At 44.5% G+C, this 17,814-nt stretch carries 16 protein-coding genes and 2 pseudogenes; 14 read left to right on the forward strand and 4 right to left on the reverse strand.

The features are described from left to right. Positions 1-52 precede the first annotated feature (52 nt). Positions 53-1,048, forward strand: a complete 996-nt coding sequence (locus E5342_RS10550; RefSeq protein WP_135959342.1) for an Acg family FMN-binding oxidoreductase — start codon at positions 53-55, stop codon at positions 1,046-1,048. A 47-nt stretch (positions 1,049-1,095) separates the two neighbouring features. Here the strand turns inward: E5342_RS10550 and E5342_RS10555 are convergent. After that, a pseudogene (locus E5342_RS10555) lies at positions 1,096-1,314 on the reverse strand (cation:proton antiporter); the annotation flags it as partial. A gap of 298 nt (positions 1,315-1,612) precedes the next feature. On the opposite strand from E5342_RS10555, the gene E5342_RS10560 reads away from it, so the two are divergent. The 10 genes from E5342_RS10560 to glmM all read left to right on the forward strand — a co-directional run bounded on the left by E5342_RS10560 (position 1,613) and on the right by glmM (position 11,592). Next, complete coding sequence (locus E5342_RS10560; RefSeq protein WP_135959343.1) at positions 1,613-2,902, forward strand: hypothetical protein; 1,290 nt, start codon at positions 1,613-1,615, stop codon at positions 2,900-2,902. Between the two features lie 30 nt (positions 2,903-2,932). Further along, complete coding sequence (locus tag E5342_RS10565; RefSeq protein WP_135959344.1) at positions 2,933-4,543, forward strand: OmpP1/FadL family transporter; 1,611 nt, start codon at positions 2,933-2,935, stop codon at positions 4,541-4,543. A 205-nt stretch (positions 4,544-4,748) separates the two neighbouring features. Continuing rightward, the gene (locus tag E5342_RS10570) at positions 4,749-5,342 is read left to right on the forward strand and encodes an RNA polymerase sigma factor (protein WP_121735193.1); all 594 of its coding nucleotides are present in this window, start codon (positions 4,749-4,751) and stop codon (positions 5,340-5,342) included. Positions 5,343-5,417: 75 nt separating this feature from the next. Beyond that, positions 5,418-5,591 (forward strand): hypothetical protein, encoded by a 174-nt coding sequence (locus tag E5342_RS19355; RefSeq protein WP_168354476.1) that lies wholly within the window; start codon positions 5,418-5,420, stop codon positions 5,589-5,591. A 78-nt stretch (positions 5,592-5,669) separates the two neighbouring features. Then, entirely contained in the window at positions 5,670-6,320 is a 651-nt protein-coding gene (gene rpe / locus E5342_RS10575) for a ribulose-phosphate 3-epimerase (RefSeq protein ID WP_135959345.1), read from the forward strand. A 249-nt stretch (positions 6,321-6,569) separates the two neighbouring features. Beyond that, entirely contained in the window at positions 6,570-7,625 is a 1,056-nt protein-coding gene (locus E5342_RS10580; protein WP_246867094.1) for a ComEC/Rec2 family competence protein, read from the forward strand. A gap of 51 nt (positions 7,626-7,676) precedes the next feature. Next, positions 7,677-8,726 carry a DHH family phosphoesterase gene (locus E5342_RS10585; protein WP_121735196.1) on the forward strand — a complete coding sequence of 350 codons (1,050 nt, stop codon included), beginning with the start codon at positions 7,677-7,679 and terminating at the stop codon, positions 8,724-8,726. A gap of 52 nt (positions 8,727-8,778) precedes the next feature. Continuing rightward, on the forward strand, positions 8,779-9,372 hold the full coding sequence (locus tag E5342_RS10590) for a DUF4827 domain-containing protein (protein WP_121735197.1): 594 nt from the start codon (positions 8,779-8,781) through the stop codon (positions 9,370-9,372). Between the two features lie 26 nt (positions 9,373-9,398). Continuing rightward, the gene (locus tag E5342_RS10595; RefSeq protein ID WP_135959347.1) at positions 9,399-10,217 is read left to right on the forward strand and encodes a hypothetical protein; all 819 of its coding nucleotides are present in this window, start codon (positions 9,399-9,401) and stop codon (positions 10,215-10,217) included. Next, a complete protein-coding gene (gene glmM / locus E5342_RS10600; RefSeq protein ID WP_121735199.1) occupies positions 10,204-11,592 on the forward strand; it encodes a phosphoglucosamine mutase in 1,389 nt (462 codons plus the stop codon). Before E5342_RS10595 ends, glmM begins: the two co-directional genes overlap by 14 nt. Before the next feature lie 388 nt (positions 11,593-11,980). Here the strand turns inward: glmM and E5342_RS10605 are convergent, their stop codons facing one another. After that, a complete protein-coding gene (locus tag E5342_RS10605) occupies positions 11,981-12,472 on the reverse strand; it encodes an NUDIX hydrolase (protein ID WP_121735200.1) in 492 nt (163 codons plus the stop codon). Between the two features lie 105 nt (positions 12,473-12,577). On the opposite strand from E5342_RS10605, the gene E5342_RS10610 reads away from it, so the two are divergent. Both E5342_RS10610 and E5342_RS10615 read left to right on the forward strand, forming a co-directional pair. Further along, positions 12,578-12,826, forward strand: a complete 249-nt coding sequence (locus E5342_RS10610; RefSeq protein WP_121735201.1) for a hypothetical protein — start codon at positions 12,578-12,580, stop codon at positions 12,824-12,826. 2 nt (positions 12,827-12,828) lie between these two features. After that, complete coding sequence (locus E5342_RS10615; RefSeq protein ID WP_121735202.1) at positions 12,829-13,104, forward strand: Txe/YoeB family addiction module toxin; 276 nt, start codon at positions 12,829-12,831, stop codon at positions 13,102-13,104. Here E5342_RS10615 and E5342_RS10620 read toward each other — a convergent pair whose 3' ends face one another. Then, positions 13,105-15,207, reverse strand: coding sequence for a DNA topoisomerase 3 (locus E5342_RS10620; RefSeq protein WP_121735203.1), 2,103 nt, complete (start codon positions 15,205-15,207; stop codon positions 13,105-13,107). 188 nt (positions 15,208-15,395) lie between these two features. Here E5342_RS10620 and E5342_RS10625 point away from each other — a divergent pair. Continuing rightward, a pseudogene (locus tag E5342_RS10625) lies at positions 15,396-15,975 on the forward strand (RNA polymerase sigma-70 factor). Positions 15,976-15,989: 14 nt separating this feature from the next. Here the strand turns inward: E5342_RS10625 and E5342_RS10630 are convergent. Then, positions 15,990-17,792 (reverse strand): DUF5107 domain-containing protein, encoded by a 1,803-nt coding sequence (locus tag E5342_RS10630; RefSeq protein WP_121735204.1) that lies wholly within the window; start codon positions 17,790-17,792, stop codon positions 15,990-15,992. Positions 17,793-17,814 lie beyond the last annotated feature (22 nt).

Raw genomic sequence — 17,814 nt, forward strand, 5'->3', positions numbered from 1 at the left:
ACACTCTGATGTTGAAACTTTATGCAAAAATATAACGATTAAATAATATACAATGGAAACAGGATCATTGCGGATAAGTGATATACGGCCGGATTTTATCTATATGATGGAACAAGCCGTGAAAGCCCCATCGGGGCATAATACCCAACCTTGGTTGTTTCGTGTGCAAAAGGATAGGATACAGATTCTTCCGGATATGAGTAAGTCCCTTCCGGCCGTAGATCCGGATAACCGTGAGTTATTTATTAGCTTAGGATGCGCCACCGAGAATCTTTGCATTGCGGCTGAGGCAAAAGGATATGCTCCGCTACCGGTTTTTTCAGGATCGGGGGAGATCACCGTGCTCTTGTCGGAGGCATCGATGATTAAAGAGACGAGTGGGCTTATCGAGGAAATTTCGGTCAGACAGACGAATCGAGGCATATATTCCGGGGAAATGATTCCATCGGATCAATTGAGCTATTTGAGGAATACGCCTTTGGAGGAAAATATCAGTCTGTATTTGTGGTCGAAAGGAGAGTGGGAGTTTGATACGCTTTCTTCTTATATATTTGCCGGGAATAACCGGCAAATGAACGATCATCTGTTTAAACGAGAGCTGAAATCATGGATGCGTTTTAATAAGAATCATGTACGAGCTACATCGGATGGCCTGAGTTATGCGGTGTTCGGGGCGCCGAACCTTCCCCGTCTTATCTCAGAGACAATCATGGGAAGTGTCTTGAAAGCCGGCATACAAAATAGGGGAGACAAGAAGAAGCTGGACTCTTCTTCTCATTTAGCCTTGTTCGCCTTACGGACAAATACGCTACCGGAATGGTTTGCGCTAGGCCGGAGTTTGCAACGTTTTCTTTTGAGAGCTACGGAAAAGAATATTGCTTTCGCCTTTTTGAACCAGCCTTGTGAGGTGCGTGATCTTTCCAGTTTACTGGCGAAAGACTTGTCTTTTGCCAGCGAGATTCCAGCCTTGATCCTCCGTCTAGGATACGCCAAGCAGAAGATGCCATACTCTCCCCGAAAGTCTTGGCGTGAAAGGATGGTTCCGTAGTGGTTAAGTCAGATAGCGAGTACCTTTGTTCATGTTAGCCTGCACGGGATATGCCCTACTTTAATGGTCTCGAAACTGGTAAAGAACGTATGGTGATCTATGGACATATCTACGCCCAGCAAGAAGAATGGGATGAATATGGCATTTCCTACGAACTCGACACGATTTATCAAGGGTGAGCTTTGCGGAATAGGGTGATTTAGGGCTAGTCCGGGCAAGAACGCCCCGATGATCGCTTCCATACCCGTTGCTTGACCTAGGAAAGATCTCGAAATACCATCGTCATCTTTCCGTTATAATTTGAAACAAAAATGATAAGAATTTACGAAGATTGCAGCGTTTTCGTAAACATTGCATCTTTTTTTATAGATAACAATAAATGTATCAGTTTTATAAGTTAAAGTATATGTAAATCTTAGTTCATTTGTATGAACTAGTTATATTTGTACATACATTGCATTGAGTTTATTGTTATAAAACTAAAAAGCGTTTAAACCCTTTGCGTAAAAGGGCGTCAAACATGAAAAGAGAAAAATATTTATTTAATGTAGAGGAGAAACAAATATGAAACCCATGAAATTGACATCTTTAGTGATGATGCTTCTGATTGCGTTTAGTGCTGCGGCTCAGGAGGAGTTCTTTGATGATGTGTATTTCTCTTCCAAAAACAAGAAAAAGAAAGAACAGGTTGAAGAGAAAAAGGTTGTTCAGCCGAAACAGAAGCCTGAAACTCTGGTTGCGGCAGCCAAGAGCCAAGCTTCTTCGGACAGCCGGGATGTGGATGAATATAACCGTCGTTATACATCAGTCGAGGTGGAGGAGCCTTATCGTGAGGATGATTCCGTCCTCTATGAGGATAGCGGTGAGAACGAGTCTTCTTCCGAACGTCGTTCGGATACTGAATATACGGAACGTATCATTCGTTATCATTCGCCGAGTAAGATTACGATCGCCGGAGCGGATCAGGTGGATTTGTATCTGAGTGACGGATATTATGCTTACGGCTATGATACGGATTACTCGAACGGTAATGCGAATGTGAATTTTAATATCAATATCGGCAACGGTTGGGGCTCGCCTTGGTATACGGGGTGGTACGATCCTTGGTTCTATAGCTATAGCCCTTGGTGGACTTATTCCCCTCGCTTCTATGGTCCGTCTTGGGGATTCGGTTGGGGCTGGGGAGGCTTTTATGCCGGTTATTATAGTCCGTGGTACGATCCATGGTATGGCCCATCTTGGGGCTGGGGTGGAGGCTATTGGGGTGGCCATTGGGGACATCACCATCATTACTATCCCGGTTACTACTCGACTCCAAGTAGACATTATTCAAACGGACGTTCCTCTTATCGAGATAATCGCTCTTATGCGAGTGGCAGAGGTTCCGGTTATACAGGTGGGCGGAGCAGTGGCTCTTCTTCCTTGAGAAATTCCAGATCGACTACAAGACCTTCGTCTTCAAGTTCCTTGAGCAATGGACGTGCGGGATCTACCCGTAGGGAATCTGCTATTTCCTCTGGTGCGGGACGTCGTTCCTCTTCTTCTGTTAGAAATTCGGCAACGACAAGAAGTAGCTCGGGCATAAGTAATAGCTCGGCGAGAACAAGGATTTCCAGAAGTAGTTCTGGAGCCGCATCTTCTTCCGGACGTCAATATTCAGCTCCGGTAACACGTTCTTCTTCCAGAAGCAGTAGCGATTTCTCAAATAGTCGCTCTTCTTCCAGTCAATTTAGAAGTTCCTCTCCTTCTCGTAGTAGTTCGGTAGGTTCTTCTTCCGGTAGCTTCGGTGGAGGTCGTTCTAGTGGAGGCTCTGTTGGTGGCGGAGGTGGCCGTGCCGGTGGGGGTCGCAGGTAAAAGTGTTAGGTTGATAAAATTAGAGATACGATGAAAAGGATAGGAATTATAATGTCGGTGCTTGCCCTGTGTGGCGGCACCGCTTTTTCGCAGTCACAGTTGGATGCCTTTAAGTATTCCCAGACGGAGTTGAATGGTACGGCTCGTTATTTAGGAATGGGTGGTGCTTTTGGTGCGTTAGGTGGTGATATTTCCGCTATGAATACGAACCCGGCAGGCTTGGCGATTTATAAAAGCTCGGAGGTGGTTACGACATTGAGTTTGTCTTCGGCCTCCGCGAAGACCGATTGGCTTGGTTCGAAGGTGGACAACAGCCGTACGAAGGTGAGTTTCGATAATATCGCTTACGTAGGATATTTCCCGACAGCGAATGATGAGGGTATCGTGAGCTGGAACGTTGGTTTCTCTTATAATCGCTTGAAGAATTATAACCGGAACTATACGATGGCTACAGGAGGTGATTTGAATACTTCTCTTTCTGATTATGTGGCCATGCGTGCGGCAGGAATGCCTAGCGGACTGTTGGGGGAGGGTAAAGACTATAACCCTTATAATAACCAAGACTTAGGTGATTGGCTATCTATTCTAGGATACAATGCCGGTTATATGGATTCATATAACGATAATGATAAAGAGTATTATAGTGCGTTCGGGGATAAAGATGCGGATGGGCAATGGAGTTCGTATTTATTGCAAGGAGGTCAATTAAAAGTTTCAGAGCGAGGTTCCGTGGATCAATATGACTTGGCTTTCGGTATAAATATATCGGAACTTGTGATGCTTGGCGCTACGGTTGCGATTACGGATCTGAACTATAGATATCAGTCATCGTATGATGAGGAATTTACGAACGGCAATAATTTATACTTAGATAATTACTTGGATACGGATGGTACCGGGTATTCATTTAATGTGGGTGCCATTGTTCGTCCCGCCGATTTTCTTCGCTTGGGTGTGGCTTATAATTCTCCTACATGGTATAAGATGACAGATCGCTATTATGGTGAGGCCGGTTCTTATCTGACCTTTATGGATAAAGGGGAGATGAAGGAGCGTAAACTGGATGCGACTACTCCTAATAATGCTTATTATGACTATGAATTCCGTTCTCCGGATAAATGGATCTTTAGTGCCGCCGCAATCTTGGGTACGACCGCTTTGATAAGCATTGATTACGAGTTGATGAATTATAAGAATATGCGTATGTATCAAACGGATGGTAGCAGTAACGTGTATACTAACCAAGATATAACGGATAATTTCAAATCAATGAATACGATCCGTGTAGGTGCGGAGGTAAAGGTTACTCCTCAATTTGCCGTAAGAGCAGGTGTCGCCTACAGCGATAGTCCGATCAAGGATAAACTGAAGAATGGAGGGAAAGAGGTCTTTACGGTTGGTACGATTCCTAATTATACGATCGATAAAGGGGTCATGAATTATACGGTAGGTATCGGTTATCGCTTTACCCCGAACTTCTATACGGACTTGGCTTGTGTATTCCGTACGCATAAGGAAGATGTTTATGCGTTCTCTAATATGTTTGCGGGAGATGATCCGAAGCCATTCCTCGAAGCCCAACCCGCCACGATGAAAACAAACACGACTCGTGTAGCTTTGACATTGGGATACAAGTTCTAATATACATATATTTTAGATCAGTAAAGTCCCCTGTTCGTACGTTAAAGGTGCGGGCAGGGGACATTCTTTTTATAATTTGAAATAAAATGTTTGTTGGTTTAAAATATTTTTCGTTCTTTTGCTTTCATAAATAACATTGTATAACAGTTAAACCCCATCGCCTATAGCATAAACATTACTCGAATAAACTAAAAATGTGAAAGTAATGAAGACTTTAAAAATGATGACCGACGAGGAATTGGTTGTCCTTTATGCAGAAGGTAATAATGCCGCTTTCGATATTTTATTAAATCGATACAAAAGTAGCATTCATTCTTACATTTATTTCATAGTACGTAACAAAGAACTTACGGAGGATATCTTTCAAGAGACGTTCGTGAAGGTTATCATGACTATAAAGCAAGGTCGTTATACTGAGAACGGCAAGTTTAAGGCATGGATTACTCGTATTGCCCATAACTTGATTATCGATAATTTCCGTCAGGAACGTAGCGAGAACACGATCTCGAATGATGAGGTAGAAATCGACTTATTTAATAATATCAAGCTTTGCGATGGTACGATAGAGGATAATATCGTGCGTCATCAAGTATTGTCTGATGTGAAGAAATTGGTAAAGCATTTGCCGGATAGCCAGCGTGAGGTTTTGGAGATGCGTTACTATCAAGATCTTAGTTTCAAGGAAATCGCCGATATCACGGGGGTTAGTATTAATACGGCCTTGGGGCGCATGCGTTATGCGATCTTGAATATGCGCCGTATGGCCGATGAGAACCGTATCGAGCTATCTATGGTGTAAAATAATTTTCTTTCCATGCAATAAGTCTTAGGTCCCTACGTTTTATTAGCAAACAAGATAAAAATAAAGGTGCCTATGAGGAAGTTTTCTACGCAATGCATGGATGATTTGGAGAAAAAAGTGAAAAGTGCCCCGGAGGTAAAAAGTTCGCCTCGAAAGCAAACGATGGATTTCTTGAAACAGTTTGCGAGGGTTTATCAAGCGGAACCGGCCGTATGTCCGGAGCTCTGTGGGTATGTGTTGAACTAAGAATTACGGAAAGAGAATCTATATTATTAGGTTCTCTTTCTTTTTTTGTGTATTTTTGCGAAAACAAAAGACAAGATTATGAAGCATTTGGTAGCACCTTCCCTGCTTTCCGCTAATTTTTTGGATTTGCGGAAGGAGGTGGAGATGATAAATAAAAGTGACGCCGATTGGTTGCATCTGGATATTATGGATGGGGTATTCGTTCCGAATATCTCGTTTGGTTTCCCGGTACTTAACGCATTAAAGCCTATGTGCCAGAAGCCGATGGATGTGCACTTGATGATCGTGGAGCCCCAGAAGTTTATCCCTGAAGTGGCGGCTACGGGAGCCTATATGATGAACGTGCATTATGAGGCATGTACCCATTTGCATCGGACGGTAGCGGCTATTAAGGAAACGGGCATGAAAGCGGGTGTCACCTTGAATCCGCATACGCCCATCTGCTTATTGGAAGATATAATCCAAGATGTGGACATGGTTCTATTGATGTCCGTGAATCCGGGATTTGGTGGTCAACGCTTCATTGAGTATTCAGTAGATAAAGTAGCCCGTTTACGGGAAATGATAGACCAGAAGGGACTGAATACATGGATCGAGGTAGATGGTGGGGTGAATTTAGAGACGGGAAAGCGTTTGGTTGACGCAGGTGCCGATGTCTTAGTCGCCGGCAATTTCGTGTTCAAATCTTCAGATCCGATACAAACAATTAAAGACTTGAAAGCTTTGTAGAACACATTAATATATCACCAAAACCTAACTATCATGATTGAGGAAATACAAAAGCGGCCTTTTGTACGGCCGCTTTTTTTATGGATAACCGGAATTTTATGCTATGCGTTTTTACCTACCTCTTTGCTCTTATATGTTTTAGGGGTTTTATCTGCTCTGATTTTTCTTTTTCTGGGGTTCTCGTGTGGGAGAGCGCATGCGGAGTTGCGATACGATTCCCGTTGGATATGGGGAGCTATAGTCTCTGTTTTGATTGTATGTTTGGCGGTTGAGGTCTGTTGGTATAGTGACCGGCGTATAGCGCTTGTAAATGAGCCTGATTCTTCTTTAGGTTTATTGGCTAGCGAGGCCCAATATTCTTTGGTAAATACGTTTGATCGCTTACGCTTGTCTGATGAGGAGAAATCTATTTTGGCTACATTGACATTGGGATATAAGAAAGCGATGAGCCGGGATACGAAAAAGCGCTTCTCTTTGGCGGGCGTGTCTCATATATTAGCGGTGAGCGGTTTTCATGTTGCCGTGATTTGTGGATTCTTATCTTTCTTTTGCTCGTTTATGCCAAGATGGGGGATAGGACGTTGGGTTCGTTATATCATTCTGGTGGGAAATCTTTGGGGGTTTGTCTTTATCACAGGATTAGCGCCCACGGCGGTACGGGCAGCCTTGATGCTATCTTTATATTTAACGGGAAGGGCGCTTAGGCGTGTTACGGATGGATATAATACATTGGCCGCCGCCGCTTTCTGTATGCTGGCCTATGATCCGTATTACCTGTTTGATATTGGTTTTCAGTTAAGCTATTTGGCTGTGTTTTTTATTTTATTCCTAGTGCCTCGTTTCAAGGAATGGATAGTGGTGAGAAATCCTTTATTGGCCATGCCTTGGGAATGGATTACGGTGTCTATAGCTGCGCAGATAGGGACTGCTTTGCTCTGTTTTTATTATTTTGGACAATTTTCGACAGTTTTCTTGTTTACGAATCTACCGGTCACTCTCTTGGCTATGTTTTTGATTCCTTTTGCCTTTTTGTGGTTAGGCTATCCGGTGGATTTCTATGGATATGACTGGATACAGAAGATCGTAGAAGGGCTGGTTCATGGCATGGTAAGGGTGGTGGACGTGTTTAGCGTTATGCCTTATGCGACGATTACGGGTCGTTTTAGCTTCTTTGAGATGCTAGGAGGTTATGGGTTTCTTGTTTTATGCTTGATATATATGAAGATACGGGAACCAAAAGTTTTGTTGGCCGCCTTAACCCTTTTGTTAATAATATCAGTAAAGATCCTTATTGAACTTTTTTGATAGCCGGAAACTAAAAAAGTCGTACCTTTGGGGTGAAAACAAAAAGATTATATGATCACTAAAATCATTCAAGAAGAGAAGATTCAGAAAGCCAAAAAATACGTAGAGAAAGGCGAGAGTTTTGTTATCGTGACGCATGTCTCACCAGACGGCGACGCATTAGGTTCATCCCTAGGTTTATATCATTTCCTATCCGCTTACGGCAAGGATAATGTAGTGGTAGTGGTACCGAACGCATTTCCCTCTTTTTATAGATGGATGCCGGGCGCTAAGGATGTCGTGATACATGAGAAATATCCGGATTTCGCCGAGAAATTGATCAAGGAAGCGGATGTTATTTTCTGCCTCGATTTCAATGAACCCAAACGTATCGAGAAACTGGCTCCGGCGGTGATCGCCTCGGAAGGCCGCAAGGTGATGATCGATCATCATTTGAACCCCGCAGATTTTTGTCGTGTGACGATGTCGTATCCGGAGATGTCTTCTACCAGTGAGATGATCTTCCGTTTTATTTGTCGTATGGGGATGTTCGATTTATTGAATCGGGATGCCGCCGCTTGTATCTATACGGGTATGATGACGGATACGGGATCGTTCACCTATAATTCGAATAAACCGGAGATTTATACGATCGTCAGCGAATTGATCAAGAAGGGGATTGATAAGGATTTGATCTATCGTAAGGTGAATCAGGTCTATTCCGAGTGCCGTTTACGTATGATGGGATATGTGTTGTATGAGAAGATGAGGGTTTATCCGGAACAACAGGCGGCTCTTATCACGTTATCGAAAGAGGAACTGGATCGTTTTCAGTACCAGACTGGAGATACGGAAGGCTTCGTGAACTTGCCGTTAAGCATAGAGAACGTAAGCTTTAGTGTCTTTATTCGTGAGGACAGCGATTATATAAAGGTATCGCTTCGCTCCGTGGGCGATTTCCCTTGCAACCAGTTTGCCTCTATTTATTTCAACGGGGGTGGACATAAAAATGCGTCCGGAGGTGAGTTCTATGGCTCTTTATCTGAGGCCGTAGCCGTGTTTGAGAAAGGTTTACAGGAATTTAATCCTAATAAATCAGAAGATTTAGGCAAACATGCGTAAGGTTTGACGAAGATTATTTACATTTGCGATTCATTCAATTAAAGACTAACAAATGAAGAAAGGTTTTAATATCCTGTTGATTCTGTGTGCCGCATTAGTTGCTATCTCTTGTAGCAAGACAAAGTCGTACACGGATATGTTGAAAGATGAGAAAAAGGCAATCGAGCGTTTGATCGATGAAAATGATTTTGAGATTTTGGACGATTTCCCTAAAGATAGCATCTTCAAGGAGAATCAATTCGTTAAATTGGAGAATGGTGTTTATTTGAATATCATAGATAAAGGAAGCGACCAAAGAGCTGTGCAATACAAGACGAAGATATTGTACCGTTGTAATATGCGCTTTTTTATGAATGCTGATACAGTTATTGGTAATTACGGGCCACATAGTAATGGAACCTTTCCTTATCCTTCAAATGGGATAAATAGTGTACCATTTACATATGGGGAGTATTCAAGTAGTAGTATGTATGAGCTGTCATATTCTTTTGTAAGTGAGGGAATACAGGAGCCCTTGAAATATGTAGGAGATAGGGCGAAAGTGAAGATAATAGTTCCCTTTAAGCGGGGAACCTATTATGACCAGTCGAAAGGTTTGCCTGTATATTATGAAATTCTAGAATATATATTTGAAGAGAATTTGTAATCAATGTTGATTTAAATTTTATGATTATGAAAAGAACTTATTATTGTTTGTTAGGATTTGTTTTAATCTTGTGTTTATCTTTAATCTCGTGTGATAATGCTATTGACTCTATGTGTCAGCAGGAATCTTCTTCTGTGGAAAAACTTGATATAGAAGTTGCAGGTGCCCATTCAATGTTGAAATTTATTTATAATGGTGTGTTGTATACATCGGAGTGTAGAATGGAAGGTGATTCAACGATCATTTTGGACGAAGAAGTGAAGCGAGTTGCAGACCAAATGGCTTTATTGCCAGAATTGTCTGCTTATGTAAATGGAGATGGTTTGATGGAATATTTTGATAATAGTTTTATTGCGGAATCATATTTAGGTAACCCTATTATATCTGCGATTAGTAGCGGTTCAATGGATGGGTGGTACCAAATACATGGTGCTACTGCTACTTTATATGATGACACAGATTATCGTGATCGTTCTTTTTCGTTTACAATTAAAGAATCTCAAAAGGGGGATTCCATAGTTGTAACTCAATTCAAAGATAAGCCTTATGAGTTTAATGATAAGGCTTCTTCGTTAAAAGTTCTCTCTGATAACACGTTTATTGGTCAAGATTATGGAGCTCCTTTTAGACGCATAGGTTTAATACTTTTTGAAGATGATAATTTTAGAGGAAACAGTATATGTTTTGATGTTGTGAATTATAGTGTTCCTCAAGGACCTATGCATATAGATAATAATGTTCGTTCTTTAAAGAACTTCCCATTATCTCCGGGATCTAGTAGAAATTGGAATGATAAAGTAACATCGTTGAAATTAAAATATTTAGGAAGAGATGGCAATTATTAAATCTATTTCCGGTATTCGCGGTACAATAGGCGGTAGCCCGGAAGACGGATTGAATCCGTTAGCTATTGTTAAGTTTGTAGCCGCTTATGCTACATTCATCCGAAAAAACACAAAAGTGGAGACCAATAAGATCGTTGTAGGGCGTGACGCACGTATCTCCGGTCCGATGGTAAAACAAGTCGTCCTGGGAACGCTTACCGGTATGGGATTTGATGTGGTGGATATCGATCTGGCCACGACTCCTACTACCGAATTGGCCGTAGCTATGGAAGGGGCTTGCGGAGGTATTATCCTTACTGCCAGTCATAACCCGAAGCAATGGAATGCCTTGAAGCTTTTGAATGAGAAGGGTGAGTTCTTGAATGCCGTTGAGGGGGCTGAGGTATTACGTATCGCTGCCGCCGAGGATTTCGAGTTCGCCGACGTGGATCATTTGGGCAAGGTAATCCCGAATACGACTTATAAGCAAAAACATATCGAGAGCGTCTTGAATCTGGATCTCGTGGACGTGGAGGCTATTAAAGCCGCTAACTTCCGTGTAGCTATCGATTGCGTGAACTCCGTAGGTGGTATCGTGATCCCGGATTTGTTATGTGCGCTGGGCGTGAAGGAAATCTTCAAGCTGCATTGCGCTCCTCATGGAAACTTCTCTCATAATCCGGAACCCATTCCGGAAAACTTGACGGAGATCTCCGATTTGATGGGACATGCGAAAGCGGATGTCGGTTTCGTAGTAGATCCGGACGTAGACCGTTTGGCGATTATCTGCGAGAATGGCGAGATGTTCAACGAGGAATACACTTTGGTCGCTGTCAGTGATTACGTATTAAGCCATACTCCGGGTAATACGGTAAGTAACCTGAGCTCCAGCCGTGCGCTTCGCGACGTTACCCGTGCTCATGGCTGCGAATATAATGCCGCCGCTGTAGGCGAGGTAAATGTGGTTGCCAAGATGAAGGCTACGAATGCCGTGATCGGTGGTGAGGGCAATGGTGGAGTGATCTATCCGGCCAGCCATTACGGACGCGACGCTTTGGTAGGTATCGCCTTGTTCCTGACTCATCTGGCAAAGAAGAAGATGAAGACGAGCGAATTGAAAGCTTCTTATCCTCCGTATTTCATCTCCAAGCAAAAAGTCCAGTTAACGCCGGATATCGACGTGGACGCTATCTTGGCGAAAGTAAAAGAGAAGTTCTCTCAATACGATATTACGGATATCGACGGTGTAAAGATCGATTTCCCGGATAAATGGGTTCATTTGCGTAAAAGCAATACGGAACCGATCATCCGTATCTACTCTGAGGCCCATACGATGGAGGAAGCCGAGGAATTAGGCGGTCAATTAATACAGATCATCAACGAGATGTGTAAATAACACCCTTTCGGGGCGTTTTAAAATATTGGGTTCAGTCTTCAGCCGAGGTAAGCTATTTATGCTCTGTTGATTTGACTGAACCCTTTTCTTTTGGATAATTCTCGGTTCGTGTAATGAATAAACTAATTGACGAAGAGTTTCGTGAAAGAGAACGAATGATTCAAGATGAATATCCGGGTAGAAGGACGGCTTGTCCGGGTATAAAGATAATTATATATAGTTACATTCTACAAACCACGGCGTGAACTGTACAGACCACGACGTGAATTATACAAACCATGCCGTGGTCTGTATGATTCACGCCGTGGTTTGTAGAATGTAACTGTATCTTACGAAGAATAAATAGGCTCTTGAATAACTATTCTAGCCGAAGTGTAGCGTTTTTATCTTATAGGAAAATAGCGGTGAATTCCTTTTCGAAATTCGGGGTGAATGCGCCTTTCCCCAAATTCTCCTTGATCTCCTCGACCGGCCAGAAACGTCCTCCGTCCAGTTCCTCGGGATCGGGGGTGATGGGGCCCTCGTAAGTGGTCCGGAAGGTGTTTACCAATTCCTTCTCTATGGAAGACTCGAATATATAACGTTTGATGAAGACAGGCGTAAAATCAGTAATGCCCAATTCCTCACGAACCTCACGGCGCAGGGCCTCTTCCACGCTTTCTCCATAATCAATATGCCCACCTACGGCCGTGTCCCATTTTCCCGGTTGTATATCCTTGTTCATGGAACGTTTTTGGAGATATAGATCTCCAGCCTTATTAAAGATATGTAAATGGATTACGGGATGTAGCAACTTACTTCCGCTATGACATTCCTTGCGAGTAGCCTTTCCGATCGTCTCACCCTCCTCGTTTACCAGAGGAAACCATTCTGTTCTCATATTTTAAATCGTTTTTATGTGGCGCGAAGATAAAGAATAAACAAGTTTGGTTCGCTGAAAATAATTACTACTTTTGCAAATAACTAATTGATAGGAGGATTAACTATGACAAAAGCGATGATGGCCTTGGAGGCCGAGAAAGCAGAACTGGCCCGTATGGTGTTGGATCTTGACGATATGGAGTTGGTAAAGAAAGCGAAAGCAGCCCTGAAGCGTATCACGACTCCCAAGGAAGACCCTTTCTTCACGAACCCGGCGAACCTTGAGCATTTCAGACGATCTGTGAAGCAAAGGGAGAATGGGGAAGTGGTAGAGTTGACAAAAGAGATGTGGGAAGAACTTTTATTGAAGTGATTATGTATGAAGTTATACCGACCAAGCAAGCCTTAGAAGATATAGAGTCTTTTAGAAGAGCCGGAGATAAGGCTAGTTTGAAGAAAATATACGCTTTGATTGAGGAACTGTATGAACATCCGTATACCGGAACCGGTAAGCCCGAACCATTAAAAGATAATTGGTCTGGCTATTGGTCCCGGAGAATCAATAAGAAAGATCGCTTGATCTATGCGGTGGAGGAAGACCGAGTCATCGTTACCGTTGTCCAAGCGAAAGAACATTATGACGATAAGTAATCAAGGCTTTAACTTACTGATAACCGCATTTAACTCCATATCTGTTAAATTATTGCCATAAGTAGCGTAATCCAAGCGGAACGTACATCCATTCTTGTATTCAGAGCAGCCATAAGCGGTTTTGCCCCGGAGGATAGAGCCTTTGTGACAGATGGGGCAAACGGGCTTTTCTGTTGGTGGAAGCTCCAATTCAGGAGCAGCCTCCGTTTTCTCTTTCTCTTTCTCTTTCTTGGCACGAGGCTTACGAGGTTTCTTTTCCTTTTTCTCCTTGGGTTTGTCTTTGGGAGTTTCTTTAGCCGCTTTAGACGTATCCTCAATCGTAATCGTTCGCCGGGTTTGGTCGGAAAGGACGTTTATGACGACCTCGTTTACCATCTGCTTCAACTCATCAAGGAAAGTACGGGCCTCATAAGTTCCCCGCTCGATCTGGCGAAGCTTTTTCTCCCAAAGACCCGTCAACTCCGCGCTTTTCAGCAGTTCCTCATGGATCGTGCCGATCAATTCCGCACCGGTAGCGGTGGGATAAAGATTCTTGCGCTCCTTCCGTATATAATTACGCTTGAACAAGGTCTCGATGATCGCCGCACGGGTAGAAGGGCGGCCGATACCGTTTTCCTTTAAGGCATCCCGCAGCTCGTCGTTGTCCACCAATTTACCGGCGGTTTCCATCGCCCGCAATAAAGTTGCTTCCGTATAGGGTTTCGGAGGCTGGGTCCAAGTCTCTTTCAAGATCGGTTTATGCGGGCCACTTTCTCCTTTCACGAAATCGGGCAATACGCCTTCTTCCTCGGTAGGTTCAGCCTCCGGATCTTTCTGCTCGGCTCCGAATACGACACGCCAACCCGGTTTGAGGATTTGCTTTCCGGTTGCCTTGAATTCCACCTTATCCACTTGCCCCAAGACCGTAGTGGTCGATATCTCGCAATCCGGATAAAAGGCGGCGATAAAACGACGGGCTACCAAATCGTACACCTTCCGTTCCGTATCCGTAAGATTGCGGGCGGGGACTCCGGTAGGGATGATCGCATGGTGATCGGTGACCTTCGAGTTATCGAACACCTTCTTGCTTTTCGGCAATTTCTGATTCATCAAAGGGGCGGTAAGTTCTGCGTAATCCACCAACCCTTTCAGGGTATTGGGTACTTTCGGATAGATATCGTCACTGAGGAAAGTCGTGTCTACACGCGGGTAGGTTGTCACCTTCTTCTCATAGAGCGATTGGATCAGCTTTAGCGTATCGTCCGCCGTAAACGCGAATTTCTTATTACATTCCACCTGCAACGAGGTCAAGTCGAATAGGCGGGGGGCGAATTCCTTCCCTTTCTTCTCGGTGATACTGGTAACAGTAAAATCCTGTTCCTTTACCTTCTCCAGAAAAGCCTCGCCTTCCTCTTTCTTCGTGAACTTACCTTTCGTGGCGGAGAAAGTCGTATTCCTGTAAATGGTCTTTAATTCCCAATACGGTTCCGGCTTGAAATTGTCGATCTCGGCTTGCCGGTTTACGATCAAGGCGAGCGTCGGGGTTTGCACGCGGCCGATCGATAATACCTGCCGGTTCTGCCCGTAGCGCAAGGTATAAAGGCGGGTGGCGTTCATCCCCAGCAACCAGTCGCCGATGGCACGGGATAGCCCGGCCTCATACAACTTATTGAATTCCGTCTGCTCTTTTAGTTTTTGGAAACCTTCCCGGATCGCCTCCTCCGTAAGCGAGGAGATCCAAAGGCGGTAGACGGGGCATTTACAACCTGCCTTTTGCATGACCCAGCGTTGGATCAGCTCTCCCTCTTGGCCGGCATCACCGCAGTTGATGACCATCTCGGCATTTTGCATCAGGCTCTCGATTACCTTGAATTGTTGCTCATACGTAGGATTCTCGATTAGTTTGATACCGAACCGGGGAGGGATCATAGGTAGCGACCCCAGACTCCAGCGTTTCCAGTTCTCCGCGTATTCATGCGGTTCTTTCAGGGTACACAAATGCCCGAATGTCCAAGTTACCTGATATCCGTTTCCTTCGATATACCCATTCATTCGTTGGGTTGCCCCTAATACTTCCGCGATTTCCCGGGCCACACTCGGCTTTTCGGCGATACAAACTTTCATCAATACATCATCCTTTCTTAAATGAACAGACAAAAATACATGATTATTTCCGAATGAGCAAAGATGTTTGTTATCGTGAGTTTATAAAGCTGTATGATGGAGTCGCTGATTTTGGTTCAATTTGTTTTTACTTTTGGGTATTTTGCATATATTTGAACCTATGTAATCGAAGTGGGAGATTAAGTCGAATGGCAGACATTGATTCAGAGAAAGAAAGAAGACTTGTGGCGGACTTGCTAGAAGGGGACGAGTCGGCCTTTTGTTGAATTATATGCCCTGTATAAGGACCGTTTGATGTGGTTTTCCTTGAAATTCCTTAAATCCCGGGATATGGCGGAAGATGTTTTTCAGGATGCTTTCGCCTCTATTTGGCAGAATCGTCGTTTCTTGAACCCGAATGTACCTTTTGGCCCGTATGTGTATACGATCGTGAAAAATCGGATCTTAAACCTATTGGCGGGACTGGATCGTGAGTTGGAGCTGAGGGATAAGATACGGTCTGCCTCATTGGATAGCACGAACGAGACGGAGGATTCGGTATTGGATGCGGATTTAAACGCATTGTTGGATAAGGCGCTTGAAGCATTGACCCCGCAACAAAAAAAGGTTTTCGATATGAGCCGTAAAGATATGAAATCCCATAAGGAGATAGCCGACAGTTTGGGCATCTCGATATATACGGTACAACAACATATCTCTACGGCCTTGAAAGTGATCTGGGCGTTTCTGGCTAAATATGCGGAGACTTATATGAAGCTACTGCTCTAAACACACACCTCCCTTTATTCATATTCCCGATAGGCACCGAACCGGGCTAAGCGATCCTCGCCGAGTTGTTCCGGTACAGGTTGCGGGGAGAGGCCCAAGCCTTCGTTGATCTGTTCCCAAAGTCCCGTACGGGTGTAAGTTTGATGCACTTTCTGGAAACGGGTGGATAGTAATAAATCCTTGGCTTCTTGATATTGCTTCTTATCAATCAGTAGCTGTACCTTTCGCTCGGCCACCCATTCATCAGAGGACGCATTTATCTTATCCAACCATTTTTCCCGTTCCGGTAAAGCCTCGGTTCCAAACTTCTTTAATACTTTATCCCGTTCGATAACCAACTGGGGATGTAGGTTCAACCACGAGGTCTCGGGGATAGCGGCGTAAGTATCTCTCGCCTTTTCCCACGCCTGCCGACGAACATATAGCCTTGCCAATAAAGCTTTCGCCAGATCGATATCCGGGATGGATAGTTGTTCGATCGCCTCCTCTACACGTTCTCTTCCAGCCAACCAAGTCCCATAGTGGAATTGCCAATAATCCCGTTCCGGCCGGGGAGATATTTGGATCGCCCAACGAAAAGCATCGTCCAGATCTTCCATGCCGGATGGAGCCCACTGCCCGTCTTCCGGATAGGGGGCGGTGGGAAGCATGGACTTATTCTTATAGGCATCGGCTAAGGCGATCCAGATGGAAGATTCATTCTTCCGGGCCCAGTCGAATAGCGGGATGCGATCGATCGGGCGAAGCCTTAATGCCGGAACCTTTAAAGAATAGATATCCAAAGGGTGATCTGTCGGTATCCAATATTCTACGTGATTCTTTTTCTCGCCGGGACGCAATTCGAGCTTGATAGATTGGTCGCTGATCGGGCCACCTTGGATTTCTACGTAAGGCTGTCGGTCGGGGGTACTGAGCATGGACCATTCTTTGTCGCCGGCTACGCCATAACTCCATAATTTGATACCGGGCGTACTGGATTCGTCGGCGATATGATAGAGCCCGCTACCCAAGGAGGGAGTGTAGGCCCCGAAAGCATTCACGTCTTTCGTTTTCCAGAAGTAGCCGGTCATCTCTTTGATATCCCGTTCATGATGGGTTCCTTCGGTTTTCCAGTCGATCGTGTCCAACGTGGAGGCATGGGATAATACGGTTCCGTTCGGGAAATCGTATTGGGTATCCGGTGCGCAAGGAAGGGCGGCGTTGGACCATGACATCCATGGATAGGCTTGCTTTCCCGGGTTGTAGTAAACAACCCTTAGGGTAAGGCATTCGTCCTTATCTCCTAAGGAATATTCTACAGACCATTGCATACCGTAATGAGATTCCCGTTCTCCGCATGTTACATATGTGCGGTCTCCCGTATGATCGATCTGATAAAGCACTGGCTCATTTTGCGTGGGAGAGTGGGAGATCGGGAAACTGACCTCGATCCCCCCGGCCACGAAATAGAAGCGGGGTAATATCCGTGTGTATTTGATTACGTCCGGCCTGTACAAGACCTCCTTGCCGCTCTCCTTGTGAGTGAGGGATATTACTTTCCCGCAAAGATCGGGGCAGATGATAGCCTTGACTTTCTCGTTCTCTAGCGAGATCATCCGGTACCTTTTAGGTACCGGACGATTTGAGGTCTCGCTATAACTCATATAGGGGTATACGCCATTCGGGTCCAAGGCGGTCGGTAGCGGGCCGGTGGGCGTCAATACGTGCGTCAGCTGTATCTGGTCGAACTCCTCGCAAACAACACCTGTTGTCTGCGAGAAGGCCGGCCCTGCGGCTACGCTTGCCATGAGTGATAGGATTAAACGATATGCTTTCATGTCTTTCCTGCTATATAAGCCC

Origin of the sequence: Parabacteroides distasonis (assembly GCF_004793765.1) — a bacterium.
GTDB lineage: Bacteria > Bacteroidota > Bacteroidia > Bacteroidales > Tannerellaceae > Parabacteroides > Parabacteroides distasonis_A.